This window comes from Sinomonas sp. R1AF57, from assembly GCF_002224485.1.
GTDB lineage: Bacteria > Actinomycetota > Actinomycetes > Actinomycetales > Micrococcaceae > Sinomonas > Sinomonas flava.
Genome location: NZ_CP022463.1, coordinates 37453 through 52638 on the forward strand (window position 1 = coordinate 37453; position 15186 = coordinate 52638).

Here is a 15186-nt window from a genome sequence, read left to right on the forward strand (position 1 = left end):
CGATGGGAACCCAGCAGATCCCGGGATCCGCGCACGACGGCGAGTGGCGCCGCGTGCACCCCCTCTCGCCGTGGGTGCGCGGCTGGATCCTCGTCGCGGCGCTGTTCGTGGCTGTCGGGAGGGACTGGTTCGAGGCGCTCCTGTCCGGCGGCGTGAACCGCGGATGGTGGAGCGGGGTCCCCGTGCCGGTGCTCGCCGCGGTGGGGATCGGCGTCGTTGTGCTCGTGGCCGCCGGCTTCATGTTCTCCTGGTGGACCACGCGGTTCGCCGTCGACGCGACCACGGTCCGGCTCCGCACGGGCATCGTTTTCCGCCAGCTCCGGCAGGCCCGGCTCGACCGTGTGCAGGCCGTGGACCTCGCCCAGCCGCTCCTCGCGCGCCTGTTCGGGCTCGCCGAGCTGCGCTTCGAGGTCGCAGATGCGGGGGAGAGCGCGCTGCGGCTCTCGTTCCTCCCGGTTCCCGAGGCTGAGGCGCTCCGGGCCCAGATCCTCGCGGCCGCCGCGGCAGCGCGCTCCGCCGAGCAGCTCCGCGCCGCTGAGCGGCTTCAGGTCACTGCGGTGCCCCTGCCCGGGGCGCGCCGCGAGGCCGAGCGGGTGGCGCCCGGGGCTCCGGCTGACCCGGGCGAGGCGCTCGTCGCCGCGGTCCCGGTGGCACGGATCCTGGCCTCGACCCTGCTGACACCCTTCGTCATGGTGGCAGGCCTGGCAGGGGCAGCCTCGGTCGCCCTCCAGGTCGCCACCGGAGTGGCCGCGCTCGGCGTCGCCCTCGTGCCGGCCTTCCTCGCCGCGGCGGCGACCGCGTGGGGGAGGATCAACCGCACGTGGAACTTCCGCGTCCTCGCCGCGGGGGACGGCCTCCGCCTCCGCTACGGGCTCCTCGAGACCCGCACGCAGACCGTTCCGGCGGGGCGCATCCAGGCGGTCGGGATCCGCCAGCCGCTCCTCTGGCGCCCCTTCGGGTGGTGGGCCCTGCACGTCAACGTGGCCGGCTACGGGCAGTCCTCGGGGCAGGAGGAGGCGAAGTCCACCGTCCTGCCCGCCGGGACGCTCGAGGACGTCTTCCGTGTCCTCGGCCTCGTCTTCCCCGACCCGGGCACGGGCCCCGGCTCCGCCCGCGGCGTCGTCCAGGCCGGAATGACCGGGGCGGGCGACGACGGGGGCTTCGCCTCCTCCCCGGGGTCGGCGCGCTGGGTCGACCCGCTCGGGTGGCGCCGCACGGGATTCCTCGCGACCAGGACGGCCATCCTGTGCCGCCATGGAGCGTTCGCGCGCACGCTCTCGATCGTCCCGCACGCGCGCACCCAGTCGGTCGCCCTCACGCAGGGCCCGCTCGAACGGCGGTTCGGCCTAGCCAACGTCGAGCTGCACTCGACGCCCGGACCCGTCCGGCCTGCCGTCCGCCATCTCGCCGTGGCCGACGCCGAGCGGCTCTTCGGCGAGCTGGCCGCCCGGGCCGCGGCAGCGCGCCGTCGTGCGCCCGGGGCCGCGCCACCCGCTCCCGGTAGCCCCCCGCCCCCTGCGTCACCGGCGGCCCCCGCGCCGCTTGCACGCCAGCACCCACCGGTCCGAGCCGAAGGAGACACATCATGAGCACCCCCAGCGACCTCCCCGGAGCCCGGAGCCGCCGGCCCGGACGGCTCGGGATCGGGGTGATCGGGGCAGGCAGGGTGGGCGCAGTGCTGGGCGCGGCGCTGCGCGCGGCCGAGCACGCCGTCGTGGGCGTCTCCGCGGTGTCGGAGGCGAGCCGCGAGCGCGCCGAGCTGCTCCTGCCCGGCGTGCCCGTGCTCGAGATCCCGCAGATCCTCGAGCGGTCGGAGCTCGTCCTGCTCGCGGTGCCCGACGACGCGCTGGGGCCGCTCGTCGAGGGGCTCGCGAAGCTCGGGGCGTGGCAGCCGGGGCAGCTCGTGGCGCACACGTCGGGGCGGCACGGGGTGGGCATCCTCGCACCCGTCCGGGCCGCCGGCGCGATCCCGCTCGCGATCCACCCCGCGATGACGTTCACGGGGATGTCCCTGGACCTCGGCAGGCTCGCCGACTGCTGCTTCGGCGTGACCGCGGACCCGGCGATGCTCCCGGTTGCGCAGGCCCTCGTCGTCGAGATGGGCGGGGAGCCGGTCGTGGTCGCGGAGGGGGACCGCGTGGCGTACCACGCGGCCCTCGCGCACGGGTCCAACCACCTCGTGACGATCGCCTCGCAGGCGGCGGAGATCCTGGGCAGGATCGGGATCGAGAACCCCTCGGCCGTGCTGGGGCCGCTGCTGCGGGCCTCGCTGGACAACGCGCTCTCGGTCGGCGAGACGGCGCTCACCGGGCCCGTCGCGCGCGGCGACGTCGGCACGGTGGCCGCGCACGTGGAGGCCCTGGCCGAGCTCGGGGCCGACCCCGGAGGAGCGGGCTCCGCCGATATCCTTGACGCGTACCGGGCCATGGCCCGTGCGACGGCCGTGCGGGCCGACCGCCGCGGGATGCTGCCGGCGGGCAGGCGCGCGGAGCTCGAACGGGCCCTCGGGGGAGCCCAGACCGGCTCGGACGCCGACCCCGACGCCGCCCCAGGAGAGGACCGCTGATGCCCACGCAGCCCATCGAGATCGTGCACACCCGCGGCGACCTGCAGGCCGCGATCTCGCGCCATCTCGCCGGGACGCGGCGCCGCTCACTGGAGGTCGGCGCCGAGAACGTCCGGGTCCGCAGGTCCGCCGGCACTCCCTCGCTCGGGCTCGTGCCCACCATGGGCGCGCTCCACGCCGGCCACCGGGCGCTGGCCGAATCCGCCGCGGCGGCCAACGACGTCGTCGTCGCCAGCGTCTTCGTGAACCCCCTCCAGTTCGGCGATGCGGCCGACCTTGAACGCTACCCGCGCACGCTCGAGGCCGATGCGGCGCTGCTGGAGGAGGCCGGCGTCGACATCGTCTTCGCGCCGTCCGTCGAGGAGATGTACCCCGGCGGTGAGCCGGAGGTGCGCGTCGCGGCCGGTCCGCTTGCGGAGAAGTGGGAGGGCGCGTCCCGGCCCGGGCACTTCGACGGCGTGTGCACGGTGGTCTCGAAGCTGTTCCACCTCGCGATGCCGGGCGGGTTCGACGGCGCCCGGGTCGCCTACCGCGCGTACTTCGGCCAGAAGGATGCCCAGCAGGTCGCAGTGGTGCGGCGCATGGTGAAGGACCTCGACTTCCCTGTGGAGGTCGTCGCCGTGCCCATCGTGCGCGACGCCGACGGGCTGGCCCTCTCGAGCCGGAACCGCTTCCTGTCAGGCCAGGAGCGCGACGCCGCCCTGGTCCTCTCGCGGTCGCTGCGGCTCCTCGAGGCGCGGGCCTGGGCGCACGAGCCGCTCAACCCGGACGACGCCGAGGAGCTCATCCGCTCGCAGCCGCTCGTGGAGCTCGACTACCTCGACGTCGTCGACACGGACACGCTCGAGCCGCTCGCCTTCAACTGCCGGGAGACGCCGTTCACGGGGGAGGCGCTCGCCATTGTCGCGGCAAAGGTGGGCCCGGTCCGGCTCATCGACAACATGCCGCTCCGCGCGCGCTGACCCCGCGCCGCCGGCGCCCCACCCGGCCGAGCGCCCCAGCCCACCCCCGTTTCGGGTACAGATAATGCGCTCCCACGCCGTTTCGGGTACGGGTAGCGTCCGGCCCCGACGGCTTCCTGCTGCCTCTCCCGCCGGAGAGCTGCGTCCTGGCGAGGTCGCCGCGCGAGGCACCGACCGGCGTCGTGCGTCTCCCACCTCGCGAACTTTGGTGTACCCGGAAAGGGGAGGGGAGCGTTTTGGTGTACCCGGAACGGGGAGGGGAGCGTTTTGGTGTACCCGAAACGGGGAGGGGCGCGTTTTGGCGTACCCGAAACGGGCGGGTCAGCTGGCGAAGAAGTCCGCGAGACGGTCGACCAGCGCCTTCGCCGGCCGGGTCGGCGCATCGTGCGCGAGCTTGGGCAGGACGTCGAAGTCGGAGGCCGGCAGGACGCCGTCGAGCTTCTGGGCGGCGTCGGCGAAGTACTCGGGGCTCGCCCCACCGGCGAGGATCAGGGTCTCGAGCGGGAGCTCGTCGAAGCCCTTCGCCTCGGCATCGGCGGCGACGACCGCGCGGATCTCTGCCGGGCCGGTCGGGAGCAGCCGCGAGAGCTCCTTTCCGATCGGCATCCGGCTGCCGATCCGGTTGAGGACCGTCAGGACGGGAAGCGGCAGCTTCGAGACCGGACCGGCGGTCTGGAGGCCGCGGAGCAGCACGGCGAGCGCCTTCTCCTCGTCGCCCGCGGCGAGGGAATCCTCGAACTCGCGCAGCCAGGGGGCCTTGATGCTGCCCTCGAAGGAGATGATCGGGTCGTACACCGCGAGTCGGCCGATCTCGAGCTCCCGCCCGGCGTGCAGCGCGATGCACCCGCCGTAGTTGTGCCCGAACACCGCCTCGGTCTGCGTGCGCTCGAGCACGGCGGCCAGGTCCGCGATCTCCGTGGTCAGCGAGTAGTCGGCCGGCTGCGGCGACGACCCGCCCCGGCCGCGCCGGTTGTACACGTGGACCGGGGCGTGGAGGGCCTCGGCGAGGCGGAGAGCGAGCTCCTTGTACAGCTCCGCCGTCACCATGGATCCGTGCACGACGACGACACCTCCTGCCGCGGCCTTCTCCTGTTCCGAGGCCCTGCCGAGAGCGGTGAAGAGCTCGAGGACGGCCCCGTCCTCGCTGGTGACGGTCGACGTGGAGAGCTGCGTGGCGGCCATGCACCGAGCCTAGCGGGAATCCCCGGGTCCCGAGCCGCAGGGACGAGAAACTAGAATTGTCTTCCGTGACCGCAGAGAACCCCTCCTTCCCCGCCGCAGAGCCCGCCGACGCCAGCGAACAGATGCACATCCGCCGGGACAAGCGGGAGAAGCTTCTCGCCAATGGCGAACAGCCGTACCCGGTGGTCCTGCCGCGCACGCATTCGCTCGCGGAGGTCCGCGAGAAGTACCCGGACCTCGAGCCGGACACGGCCACGGGGGAGAAGGTCGGCGTCGCCGGACGCGTGGTGTTCATCCGCAACACGGGCAAGCTGTGCTTCGCGACGCTCCAGGAAGGCGACGGCACGCGCCTCCAGGCCATGCTGTCCCTCGCCAACGTGGGCGAGCAGCGTCTCGCCGACTGGAAGTCGCTCGTAGACCTGGGTGACCACGTGTTCGTCACCGGAGAGGTCATCTCGTCGCGCCGCGGCGAGCTCTCGGTCATGGTCGACTCGTGGCAGATGGCGTCCAAGGCCCTCCGGCCGCTCCCGACCCTGCACGCGGGCCTCAACGAGGAGACCCGGGTCCGCCAGCGCTACGTGGACCTCCTCGTGCGCGAGGAGGCCCGGCAGATGGTCTACACGCGCTCCAAGATCACCAAGAGCATCCGCGACACCCTCGACGCGCGCGGGTACGTCGAGGTCGAGACGCCCATGCTGAACCTCGTCCACGGCGGCGCGACCGCCCGCCCCTTTGCCACGCACCTGAACGCGTTCGACCAGCACATGACGCTGCGCATCGCCACCGAGCTGTACCTCAAGAGGGCGGTGGTCGGCGGGATCGAGCGCGTCTACGAGATCGGCCGCGTGTTCCGCAACGAGGGCGTCGACTCGACCCACAGCCCCGAGTTCACCACGCTCGAGTGCTACGAGGCGTACGCCGACCAGTTCACCATGGCCGAGCGCATGAAGGAGATCATCCTCAACGTGGCCGATGTGGTGGGCACCCGCCAGATCGAGACGCCCGCGGGCACGATCGACCTCGACGGCGAATGGCGGTGGCTCGGCGTCTATCCCGGACTGTCCGAGGCCGTCGGCGAGGAGATCACGCCCGACACCCCGCTCGAGCGCCTCCTCGAGATCGGTGAGAAGCACGGCGTCAAGACCGACGCCCTCTGGACCCAGGAGAAGGCTGTCATCGAGCTGTTCGGCGAGATCGTCGAACCTACGCTCCTCAACCCGACCTTCGTCTACGACTATCCGCCCTCGGCCCAGCCCCTCGCGCGCCCGCACCGGGAGGACCCGCGCCTGATCGAGGCATGGGACCTCATCATCGGCGGCATGGAGCGCGGCACGGCGTTCTCCGAGCTGATCGACCCCGTCATCCAGCGGGAGCGGCTCACCGAGCAGTCCCGCCTCGCGGCGGAGGGCGACGACGAGGCCATGGCCCTGGACGAGGACTTCCTCCGGGCGCTCGAATACGGTGCCCCGCCCATGGGCGGCATCGGCCTCGGCGTGGACCGCCTCGTCATGCTGTTCACGCAGGCGGGCATCCGCGAAACGATCCTCTTCCCGCTCCTCAAGCCGGAGGCCAACTGATGGAATACGTGCTCGTCCTTCTCCCGTCCGTGGTAGTGGGCCTCATTTTCTGGTTCGCCATGCGCGCCATCTTCAATGCGGACAAGTCCGAGCGCGAGGCGCTCGCGCGCGCGGAGCGCGAGTCTGGAGAACACCCCACGAATTGATGCCTTATTCACAGGTGGCGCACGTGCTTTTGACGTGCGCCATTTGTGCCTTCATACTGATATCGCTCGGCATGACCCCGTCATATCGACGCGGTGGGCCGATTGCTTGAACTCCCCATTGCCTCGCCCCCAGCGATGACAGAGAAGAGAGCTTAGATATGGCACAGAAGGTCCAGATTATTCTTGAGGACGACATCGACGGAGGGAAGGCCGACGAGACCGTCCGCTTCAGCCTCGACGGGTCGAACTACGAGATCGATCTTTCCTCGGCGAATGCCGAGAAGCTCCGCAAGGCGCTTGCGGAGTTCATTTCCGCGGGCCGCAAGGCAAGTGTTCGGGGCGCCGCAGCCCCGAAGGCCCGCGCAACGTCCTCCTCGCGCAATTCGGATTCCGCGAAGATCCGCCAGTGGGCCCGTGACAATGGCTACAACGTGAATGCCCGTGGCCGGATCCAGGCTGAGATCCAGGAGGCGTACCACAAGGCGAATGCCTGATCAGCCTCAATTGGCTAAATCTCCGTCCATGGGGGGCCGGGGAAGGGAAATCCCGATGCGCGCGGCGCACCGGGATTTCTCGTTTTTGCGAAGCGTATTTCCGCTGGTCTCCGGCGCGCACGACGGCGGGCGGCTGCCCCACGGCGCGGCGGCCACCCGCCGTCGGACTCGCCAGGCGGGGCGACGGCGCCGGTTCACCCTGTGGCGAACAGCCCTCTGCGTGTGGGCACCCGGCACGTAGCATCGAGATACGCAAGTGACGCACCCAAGCTAAACCGGGGAGTTCGAGCAATGTTCGAGAGATTCACAGACCGCGCCCGCCGCGTGGTGGTGCTGGCCCAAGAAGAGGCCCGCATGCTCAACCACAACTACATCGGGACCGAGCACATCCTCCTCGGGCTGATCCACGAGGGCGAAGGGGTCGCGGCCAAGGCTCTCGAATCCCTGAGCATCTCGTTGGACGGCGTCCGCGAGCAGGTGCAGGAGATCATCGGCCAGGGCCAGCAGGCCCCGTCCGGCCACATCCCCTTCACGCCTCGCGCCAAGAAGGTCCTTGAGCTCTCGCTCCGCGAGGCGCTCCAGCTCGGCCACAACTACATCGGCACGGAGCACATCCTCCTCGGCCTCATCCGTGAGGGCGAGGGTGTGGCCGCCCAGGTGCTGGTCAAGCTCGGCGCGGACCTCAACCGGGTCCGCCAGCAGGTCATCCAGCTGCTGTCGGGCTACCAGGGCAAGGAGACCACCTCCGCCGGTGCCGGCTCCGGCCAGCCCGAGGGCACGCCCGCGGGCTCCGTCGTGCTGGACCAGTTCGGGCGCAACCTCACCCAGGCCGCGCGCGAGAACAAGCTCGACCCGGTGATCGGGCGCGAGCACGAGATGGAACGCGTCATGCAGGTCCTCTCGCGCCGCACCAAGAACAACCCGGTCCTCATCGGCGAGCCCGGCGTCGGCAAGACCGCCGTCGTCGAGGGCCTCGCCCAGGCCATCGTGCGCGGGGACGTCCCGGAGACCATCAAGGACAAGCAGCTGTACACGCTTGACCTCGGCTCCCTCGTGGCCGGCTCCCGCTACCGCGGCGACTTTGAGGAACGCCTCAAGAAGGTCCTCAAGGAGATCCGCACCCGCGGCGACATCATCCTGTTCATCGACGAGATCCATACCCTCGTCGGTGCGGGTGCCGCCGAGGGCGCGATCGACGCCGCCAGCATCCTCAAGCCGATGCTGGCCCGCGGCGAGCTGCAGACCATCGGCGCGACCACGCTCGACGAGTACCGCAAGCACATCGAGAAGGACGCCGCCCTCGAGCGCCGCTTCCAGCCGATCCAGGTCTCCGAGCCGACGGTCGCCCTCGCGATCGAGATCCTCAAGGGCCTGCGCGACCGGTACGAGGCGCACCACCGTGTGACCATCACGGACGGCGCGCTCGCCGCCGCGGCGAACCTCGCCGAGCGCTACATCTCGGACCGGTTCCTCCCGGACAAGGCCATCGACCTCATCGACGAGGCGGGCGCGCGCCTGCGCATCCGTCGGATGACGGCACCGCCGGAGCTCAAGGAGCTCGACGAGCGCATCGCCGGCCTCAAGCTCGAGAAGGAGTCCGCGATCGACGCGCAGGACTTCGAGGGCGCCGCCTCGCTGCGCGACAAGGAGCAGAAGCTCATCGCGGAGCGCGCCGAGCGCGAGCGTGCCTGGAAGTCCGGCGACATGGACGGCGTGGCCGAGGTGGACGAGGACCTGATCGCAGAGGTGCTCGCCAACTCGACCGGCATCCCGGTGTTCAAGCTGACCGAGGAGGAGTCCAGCCGCCTGCTCCACATGGAGGACGAGCTGCACAAGCGGGTCGTCGGCCAGGACGACGCGATCAAGGCGCTCTCCCGCTCGATCCGCCGCACCCGTGCCGGCCTCAAGGACCCGAAGCGTCCCGGCGGCTCGTTCATCTTCGCCGGCCCGACCGGCGTCGGCAAGACCGAGCTTGCCAAGGCACTCGCCGAGTTCCTCTTCGGCGAGGAGGACGCGCTCATCACGCTGGACATGTCCGAGTTCTCCGAGAAGCACACGGTCTCGCGGCTCTTCGGTGCACCTCCCGGGTACGTGGGCTACGAGGAGGGCGGACAGCTCACCGAGAAGGTCCGCCGCCGTCCGTTCTCCGTGGTGCTGTTCGACGAGGTGGAGAAGGCCCACGCGGACCTCTTCAACTCGCTCCTGCAGATCCTCGAGGACGGCCGCCTCACGGACTCCCAGGGCCGCGTGGTGGACTTCAAGAACACCGTGATCATCATGACCACGAACCTCGGCACCCGGGACATCTCCAAGGGGGTCATGACGGGCTTCCAGTCCGGCACCGACACCAAGACCGGGTACGAGCGCATGAAGTCGCGCGTGACCGAGGAGCTCAAGCAGCACTTCCGCCCCGAGTTCCTCAACCGCGTCGATGACATCGTGGTGTTCCCGCAGCTGACGCAGGAGCAGATCATCGAGATTGTCGACCTGATGATCGCCCGCCTCGAGCAGCGCCTCAAGGACAAGGACATGGGCATCGAGCTCACCCAGGCCGCCAAGGTCCTGCTCGCCACCCGCGGGTACGACCCGACGATGGGTGCCCGTCCGCTGCGCCGCACGATCCAGTCCGAGATCGAGGACCAGCTGTCGGAGAAGATCCTCTTCGGGGACCTCTCCGCGGGCGACATCGTGGTCATCGACACCGAGGGCGAGGGCGACGAGGCGAAGTTCACCTTCACCGGGATGCCCCGTCCGCAGGTCCCCGAAGTCGTGACCCTCGCCAAGGGCAGCGGCAAGGAGCTGGGCGCGTAACGCCCGTCTCCAGCCAAAGCCACGGCGCACGACGGCGGCCCCCCACCTTCCGAGGTGGGGGGCCGCTGCGCTGCGGCATGGTTGCGTCGGCAAATAAATCCAATCGCTAGACAAAACCACTAACTGAGCGTAGTGTCTCTCTTGGTCTCAACGTGATCCGTTCCACACCCAGAGAGAGACACCATGACCGTCCAGACTGAATTCATCACCCTCGAGGACCTCGTGCGCGGCGAGGTGTTCGACCCGAGCGACCGGGGCTACGCGGCTGAGGCTGCCGCGTTCAACGCCGCCGTCGCCCACTGCCCCGACGTCGTCGTCGCGGCCCGCGACGCCGCCGACGTCGTCGCGACGGTCCGCTGGGCCTCGCTGAACTCGGTGCCGCTCCACGTCCAGGCGACTGGCCACGGCGCCGAACGCGCCATGACGGGTGGGGTCCTCCTGAGCACCAAGCGCCTCCGCTCGGTGGCGATCGACCCCCATGCGCGGACCGCAACCGTCGGCGCCGGCACCCGGTGGCGCGAGGTCATCGACGCGGCCGCGCAGCATGGCCTCGCACCCCTGAACGGCTCCAGCTCGGACGTCGGCGTGGTCGGATACACGCTCGGCGGCGGCCTGCCCGTCCTCGGGCGCACGTTCGGCTTCGCCGCCGACTCGGTCGTGAGCTTCGAGATCGTCACGATGGACGGCGATGCCCGCACCGTCAGCCGCACCCGTGAGCCGGAGCTCTTCGATCTCGTCGCCGGCGGCGGTCACGGCCTCGTCGTCGTCACCGCCGTGACCTTCCGCCTCTACAGGGTCGCGCAGGTCTACGGCGGGGCGCTCGTCTTCGACGGCGCGCACTCCGCGTCCGTCCTGCGTGCCTTCGCGGCGTGGTCGCGCACCCTCAAGGACGCCTCCAACACGGCGATCCGCTTCCTGCGCGCCCCCGATGCGCCGGACGTTCCGCGCGAGCTCGCCGGGAAGCTCACGGTCCACGTCAGCTTCGCCCATGTGGGTCCCGGCGGCGAGAAGGCCCTCGCTCCGATGCGGGCCGCCGCTCCCGTCCTCCTGGATGCGGTGGGCGTGCTGCCGTACACCGAGATCGACCGCGTCTACTCGGATCCCGAGACGCCGATGCCGTTCCTCAGCGGAGGCACAGGGATCGTGGACCTGACGGAGGCGGCCATCGAGGCCGTGCTCGCTGCTGTCGGCCCGGACGCCGCCACGGTCCTGCCCCTGGTGGAGTTCCGGCTGCTCGGCGGTGCGATGGCATCCGACGCCGGCCGGACCGTCTCCGCGCACGGACTCGCCTATGCGGTGCATGCGGTGGGCGTCCTCGCGCCGCCGATTGCCGACCTGGTCCCCGCCGCGCTCGAGGGCCTCCTCGCGGCCCTGCGCCCCTTCGGCAACGGCCGCGGCCCGCGGAACTTCCTCGGCGGCGAGGATCCCTCGGCGGGGTACAGCGAGAAGGTCAACGCCGTCCTCGCGGTGGCCCGCGAGGAGCTCGACCCCCAGGGCCTCCTGCGTCCCTGAGGGCCCCGTGCCCGGGCCGCGCCGGCTTTGTTTCCCCCACCGCCCACAGGGCAATCACTCCCGCGACAGCTCGATGGAGACGATGGAAGGGAAGCCATGAACACTGTGACCCCCGAGAACCCGGACGAGTCCCAGAAGGATGCCGAGCGCGGACCCGGCGGATACGGCGTCCCCACCCCCGAGCAGGAGATGGGCCAGGGCGCCGGCGAGCAGCAGGGCGCCGGCGAGCCGCAGGGCGCCGGGCAGCAGGGCACCGAGCAGCAGGGCGGCGGGCAGCAAGGCGCTGGCCAGCAGGCCGGTGACCAGCAGGCCGCCGGCAACCAGCCGACGTCGGGGTCCGGACAGCGAGCCGACGCCGATGAGCTCGCGGGGGAGCAGCGCGACCCGGTCACGGGCGAGGACCTCAAGCCCGGCGAGGCGGAGAGCAGCGCATAGCCCTGCGGTAGGCTCCAAGCACGACCCGTGCAAGCGTGGGACACCGTGCAAAGGAGCGGCATGAAGAAGCTCATCAATGACCCGCGGGCGGTGGTGGACGAGTCGGTGGAGGGCTTCGGGCTCGCGCACGCCGATCTGGTCCGCGTCCACCCCGACCCGCTCTTCGTCAGCCGCGCGGGCGGTGCGGTCCCGGGCAAGGTCGGCCTCGTGTCCGGGGGCGGCAGCGGGCATGAGCCCCTCCATTCCGGCTACGTCGGGAGCGGAATGCTCGACGCCGCCGTGCCCGGCGCCGTCTTCACCTCGCCCACTCCGGACGCGATCATCCCGGCGACGCAGGCCGCGGACGGAGGGGCCGGCGTCGTGCTTGTCGTGAAGAACTACACCGGCGACGTGCTCAACTTCGAGACGGCCGCCGAGATGTGCCAGACCGAGGGCCTCGACGTGCGCACGGTCCTCGTGGACGACGACGTCGCCGTCGAGGACTCCCTCTACACCGCCGGGCGGCGCGGCGTGGCCGGGACGGTGCTCGTGGAGAAGATCGCCGGCGCGGCCGCCGAGCGTGGAGACGGCCTGGACGAGGTCGAGGCCATCGGACGGAAGGTCGTCGCGAACGTCCGCTCGATGGGCCTCGCGCTCACGCCCTGCACCGTCCCGCACGCCGGGAAGACGAGCTTCGACCTCGGCGAGGACGAGATCGAAATCGGGATCGGCATCCACGGCGAGCCGGGGCGGCGCCGCGTGGGCCTCGAGCCCGCCGACGCCCTGACCGAGCACCTGCTCACACCTGTCATGGACGACCTCGGGCTCGCCGAGGGGGAGAGGGTCCTGCTCTTCGTCAACGGCATGGGCGGCACGCCGCTCTCGGAGCTCTACATCGTGTACCGCGCGGCGGCCCGGATCCTGGCAGACCGCGGCGCCCTGGTCGAAAGGAGCCTGGTGGGGAACTACACGACCTCGCTCGAGATGCAGGGGTGCTCCCTCACCCTCCTCCGGCTCGACGACGAGCTCACCGGGCTCTGGGACGCCCCCGTGCACACCCCGGCACTGCGGTGGGGCGCGTGATGGCGGCCCTCGACACCGCGTGGGCCGAACGCTGGCTGCGGGAGAGCGCGCGCGTCATCGCGGAGCACCGGCAGGAGCTCATCGAGCTCGACCGCGCGATCGGCGACGGTGACCATGGCGAGAACATGGACCGCGGCTTCGCGGCCATCGTGGCGAAGTTCGACGAGGAGCCGCCCGCATCCCTCGCCGGGGCCCTCAAGACGGCAGCCATGATGCTCATGAGCAAGGTCGGCGGCGCCGCGGGCCCGCTGTACGGCACGGCGTTCCTGCGGGCCTCGACCGCGATCGGCGATGCCGAGGCGCTGGACGGCCCTGCGGTGGCGCGGATGCTGGCCGCAGGACGCGACGGGATCGTGGCCCGCGGCAAGGCCGAGCCGGGGGACAAGACGATGGTGGATGCGTGGACGCCAGCCGTGGACGCCGCCGCCGGCGGCACAGACGGACACGCAGCGCTCGGTGCCGCGGCCGACGCTGCGGAGGCCGGCGCGCAGGCCACCAAGCCGCTCGTGGCCCGCAAGGGCCGGGCGAGCTACTTGGGGCAGCGGAGCGCGGGCCACCTCGATCCCGGCGCGGTGTCCACGGCGCTGATCCTGCGCGCCGCCGTCACCGCCACGGTGGAGGCGGACGCGTGACCCCGGTCGGCCTGCTCATCGTCTCGCACAGCGCGCGCCTCGCCGAAGGCGTCGTGGAGGTTGCCGCCCAGATGGGGGCCGGAGTCCCGCTCGTCGCGGCAGGCGGGACGGACGACGGCGGCGTGGGAACCTCCTTCGAGAAGGTCATGGAGGGCATCGGGGCCGCGGACCAGGGCGAGGGGGTCGTGGTGCTCGCCGACCTCGGGTCCGCCGTCATGACGGCCGAGTCAGTGCTCGAGTTCCTCGAGGACTCCCAGCGCCAGCGGGTCCGGATTGCCGACGCGGCCCTCGTCGAGGGAGCCGTCGCCGCCGCGGTCGCGGCCGCGGCGGGAGCCGGGCTGGAGGGCGTCGTGCGCGCCGCCGAGGAAGCCGTCCCGGGCGCCGAGGCCGAGGAGCCGCCCGAGCTCCGGGAGCCCACAGAGTCCGCGGTCCTGACGCTCGTGAACCCCATGGGGCTGCACGCGAGGCCGGCGGCCGTGCTCGCGGGCAGGCTCTCGGCCTTCGACGTCCAGGTGACCGTCAACGGCGTCGACGGCCAGTCCGTCATGGCGCTCATGGGCCTGGGTGCCGGGAAGGACAGCCAACTCGTGGTGGAGACCTCGGGCCCGGACGCGCTGAAGGCACTCGACTTCGTGCGCGCCCAAGTCAAGGCCGGCTTCGGCGAGCTCTGAAGGTCACCTCCTGAAGGTCACCTCCTGGGGTCACCTCCCGCTACGCTGGGCCCATGAGCGGCAGCCAGCCACACGCCGTCGTGCGCCGGGCGGATCCCGCGGATGCGGAGGCGCTCGCGCGGCTCCTCGACGCGTTCAACGGCGAGTTCGGGGAGCCGAGCCCGGGCATCGCGGTCCTGGCCCAGCGGCTCTCCACAATGCTCGCCGGCCCCGCCGCCGTGGCGCTCGTCGTCGGGGACCCCGCGGTCGGCGTCGCCCTCCTGAGCTTCCGCGCCACGGTGTGGTCGGACGGGCCGACGGCCCTCCTCGAGGAGCTGTACGTGGTTCCGGAGCGGCGCAACGGCGGGCTCGGCGGTGCCCTGCTGGAGGCCGCCGAGGCAGCGGCGCGGGACCGCGGGGCGGAACTGCTGGAGATCAACGTGGACGGCGAGGATGCCGATGCGCGGCGCTTCTACGAGCGCCACGGCTACGTGAGCGGCAACCCAGGGCGGCCGGAACCGCAGTTCTACTACTCGCGGGAGCTGGGCCGGCAGCCCTCCGGCCCCGAGGCGCGCCACTAGGATTGAGCGCATGACCCCCGAGACCTCCGCCGACCCCGCCGCGCCTGCCTTCACCCTGCGCCGGGCCCGAACGAGCGACGTCGCCGCGATCAAGCGCCTCGTCGCGCCGCTGGCGGAGCGGCGGATCCTCATCTCGAAGGAATCGGTCGCCTACTACGAGGCCATCCAGGAGTTCCGCGTCGCGGAGGGTCCGGACGGGGAGCTCATCGGCTGCGGTGCCCTCCACGTCATGTGGGAGGACCTCGCCGAGATCCGCACCCTTGCCGCCGCGGACACGTGGCGCGGGCAGGGGGTCGGGCATGCGCTCGTCGAGCAGCTGCTCCAGGAGGCGCGCGACGTCGGCGTGCAGCGGGTCTTCTGCCTCACGTTCGAGGTGGGGTTCTTCGAGCGGCACGGGTTCGAGGTCATGGCCGACCAGTCCGGTGTGGACCCGGAGGTGTACTCCGAGCTCCTGCGCTCCCACGACGAGGGCGTCGCCGAGTTCCTCGACCTTGCCCGGGTAAAGCCGAACACCCTTGGGAACACCCGGATGATCCGGTGGCTCCACGGGCGGGCGCGCGAGTAGCCGACCCCGGG

General features: G+C 71.5%; 15 protein-coding genes. 14 read left to right on the plus strand and 1 reads right to left on the minus strand.

What is annotated here, in order from left to right; genetic code table 11:
• Positions 1-2: 2 nt before the first annotated feature.
• From CGQ25_RS00190 to panC, 3 genes are read left to right on the plus strand one after another with little or no spacing between them, the layout of a single operon-like run.
• Entirely contained in the window at positions 3-1589 is a 1587-nt protein-coding gene (locus CGQ25_RS00190) for a PH domain-containing protein (protein ID WP_208711231.1), read from the plus strand.
• On the plus strand, positions 1586-2566 hold the full coding sequence (locus CGQ25_RS00195; RefSeq protein WP_208711232.1) for a Rossmann-like and DUF2520 domain-containing protein: 981 nt from the start codon (positions 1586-1588) through the stop codon (positions 2564-2566). The genes CGQ25_RS00190 and CGQ25_RS00195 overlap by 4 nt, the downstream gene beginning before the upstream one ends.
• Complete coding sequence (gene panC / locus CGQ25_RS00200) at positions 2566-3528, plus strand: pantoate--beta-alanine ligase (RefSeq protein ID WP_208711233.1); 963 nt, start codon at positions 2566-2568, stop codon at positions 3526-3528. Before CGQ25_RS00195 ends, panC begins: the two co-directional genes overlap by 1 nt.
• Before the next feature lie 321 nt (positions 3529-3849).
• Here panC and CGQ25_RS00205 read toward each other — a convergent pair whose 3' ends face one another.
• The gene (locus CGQ25_RS00205; protein ID WP_208711234.1) at positions 3850-4710 is read right to left on the minus strand and encodes an alpha/beta fold hydrolase; all 861 of its coding nucleotides are present in this window, start codon (positions 4708-4710) and stop codon (positions 3850-3852) included.
• Positions 4711-4832: 122 nt separating this feature from the next.
• On the opposite strand from CGQ25_RS00205, the gene lysS reads away from it, so the two are divergent.
• The 11 genes from lysS (at position 4833) to CGQ25_RS00260 (ending at position 15175) form a co-directional block, all read left to right on the plus strand.
• Positions 4833-6287, plus strand: coding sequence for a lysine--tRNA ligase (gene lysS / locus CGQ25_RS00210; RefSeq protein ID WP_208712775.1), 1455 nt, complete (start codon positions 4833-4835; stop codon positions 6285-6287).
• Entirely contained in the window at positions 6287-6433 is a 147-nt protein-coding gene (locus tag CGQ25_RS00215) for a hypothetical protein (RefSeq protein ID WP_208711235.1), read from the plus strand. The genes lysS and CGQ25_RS00215 overlap by 1 nt, the downstream gene beginning before the upstream one ends.
• 158 nt (positions 6434-6591) lie before the next feature.
• Complete coding sequence (locus CGQ25_RS00220; protein WP_208711237.1) at positions 6592-6927, plus strand: Lsr2 family protein; 336 nt, start codon at positions 6592-6594, stop codon at positions 6925-6927.
• A 291-nt stretch (positions 6928-7218) separates the two neighbouring features.
• Complete coding sequence (locus CGQ25_RS00225; protein ID WP_208711238.1) at positions 7219-9738, plus strand: ATP-dependent Clp protease ATP-binding subunit; 2520 nt, start codon at positions 7219-7221, stop codon at positions 9736-9738.
• Positions 9739-9921: 183 nt separating this feature from the next.
• Complete coding sequence (locus CGQ25_RS00230; protein ID WP_208711240.1) at positions 9922-11250, plus strand: FAD-binding oxidoreductase; 1329 nt, start codon at positions 9922-9924, stop codon at positions 11248-11250.
• 96 nt (positions 11251-11346) lie between these two features.
• Positions 11347-11685, plus strand: a complete 339-nt coding sequence (locus CGQ25_RS00235; RefSeq protein WP_208711242.1) for a hypothetical protein — start codon at positions 11347-11349, stop codon at positions 11683-11685.
• 60 nt (positions 11686-11745) lie between these two features.
• Positions 11746-12747 carry a dihydroxyacetone kinase subunit DhaK gene (dhaK, locus tag CGQ25_RS00240; protein ID WP_208711244.1) on the plus strand — a complete coding sequence of 334 codons (1002 nt, stop codon included), beginning with the start codon at positions 11746-11748 and terminating at the stop codon, positions 12745-12747.
• A complete protein-coding gene (gene dhaL, locus CGQ25_RS00245; RefSeq protein ID WP_208711246.1) occupies positions 12747-13379 on the plus strand; it encodes a dihydroxyacetone kinase subunit DhaL in 633 nt (210 codons plus the stop codon). Before dhaK ends, dhaL begins: the two co-directional genes overlap by 1 nt.
• Positions 13376-14050 carry a dihydroxyacetone kinase phosphoryl donor subunit DhaM gene (gene dhaM / locus CGQ25_RS00250; RefSeq protein WP_255405459.1) on the plus strand — a complete coding sequence of 225 codons (675 nt, stop codon included), beginning with the start codon at positions 13376-13378 and terminating at the stop codon, positions 14048-14050. The genes dhaL and dhaM overlap by 4 nt, the downstream gene beginning before the upstream one ends.
• Before the next feature lie 53 nt (positions 14051-14103).
• Positions 14104-14610: a GNAT family N-acetyltransferase gene (locus CGQ25_RS00255; RefSeq protein WP_208711248.1), complete on the plus strand. Its 507-nt coding sequence runs from the start codon at positions 14104-14106 to the stop codon at positions 14608-14610.
• A gap of 10 nt (positions 14611-14620) precedes the next feature.
• The gene (locus CGQ25_RS00260; protein ID WP_208711250.1) at positions 14621-15175 is read left to right on the plus strand and encodes an amino-acid N-acetyltransferase; all 555 of its coding nucleotides are present in this window, start codon (positions 14621-14623) and stop codon (positions 15173-15175) included.
• Positions 15176-15186 lie beyond the last annotated feature (11 nt).

Bases quoted from the DNA above. Each gene is read 5' to 3' on its own strand.
- CGQ25_RS00190 (WP_208711231.1), top strand. From the start codon at position 3: ATGGGAACCCAGCAGATCCCGGGATCCGCGCACGACGGCGAGTGGCGC.
- CGQ25_RS00195 (WP_208711232.1), top strand. From the start codon at position 1,586: ATGAGCACCCCCAGCGACCTCCCCGGAGCCCGGAGCCGCCGGCCCGGA.
- panC (WP_208711233.1), top strand. From the start codon at position 2,566: ATGCCCACGCAGCCCATCGAGATCGTGCACACCCGCGGCGACCTGCAG.
- CGQ25_RS00205 (WP_208711234.1), bottom strand. From the start codon at position 4,710: ATGGCCGCCACGCAGCTCTCCACGTCGACCGTCACCAGCGAGGACGGG.
- lysS (WP_208712775.1), top strand. From the start codon at position 4,833: ATGCACATCCGCCGGGACAAGCGGGAGAAGCTTCTCGCCAATGGCGAA.
- CGQ25_RS00215 (WP_208711235.1), top strand. From the start codon at position 6,287: ATGGAATACGTGCTCGTCCTTCTCCCGTCCGTGGTAGTGGGCCTCATT.
- CGQ25_RS00220 (WP_208711237.1), top strand. From the start codon at position 6,592: ATGGCACAGAAGGTCCAGATTATTCTTGAGGACGACATCGACGGAGGG.
- CGQ25_RS00225 (WP_208711238.1), top strand. From the start codon at position 7,219: ATGTTCGAGAGATTCACAGACCGCGCCCGCCGCGTGGTGGTGCTGGCC.
- CGQ25_RS00230 (WP_208711240.1), top strand. From the start codon at position 9,922: ATGACCGTCCAGACTGAATTCATCACCCTCGAGGACCTCGTGCGCGGC.
- CGQ25_RS00235 (WP_208711242.1), top strand. From the start codon at position 11,347: ATGAACACTGTGACCCCCGAGAACCCGGACGAGTCCCAGAAGGATGCC.
- dhaK (WP_208711244.1), top strand. From the start codon at position 11,746: ATGAAGAAGCTCATCAATGACCCGCGGGCGGTGGTGGACGAGTCGGTG.
- dhaL (WP_208711246.1), top strand. From the start codon at position 12,747: ATGGCGGCCCTCGACACCGCGTGGGCCGAACGCTGGCTGCGGGAGAGC.
- CGQ25_RS00255 (WP_208711248.1), top strand. From the start codon at position 14,104: ATGAGCGGCAGCCAGCCACACGCCGTCGTGCGCCGGGCGGATCCCGCG.
- CGQ25_RS00260 (WP_208711250.1), top strand. From the start codon at position 14,621: ATGACCCCCGAGACCTCCGCCGACCCCGCCGCGCCTGCCTTCACCCTG.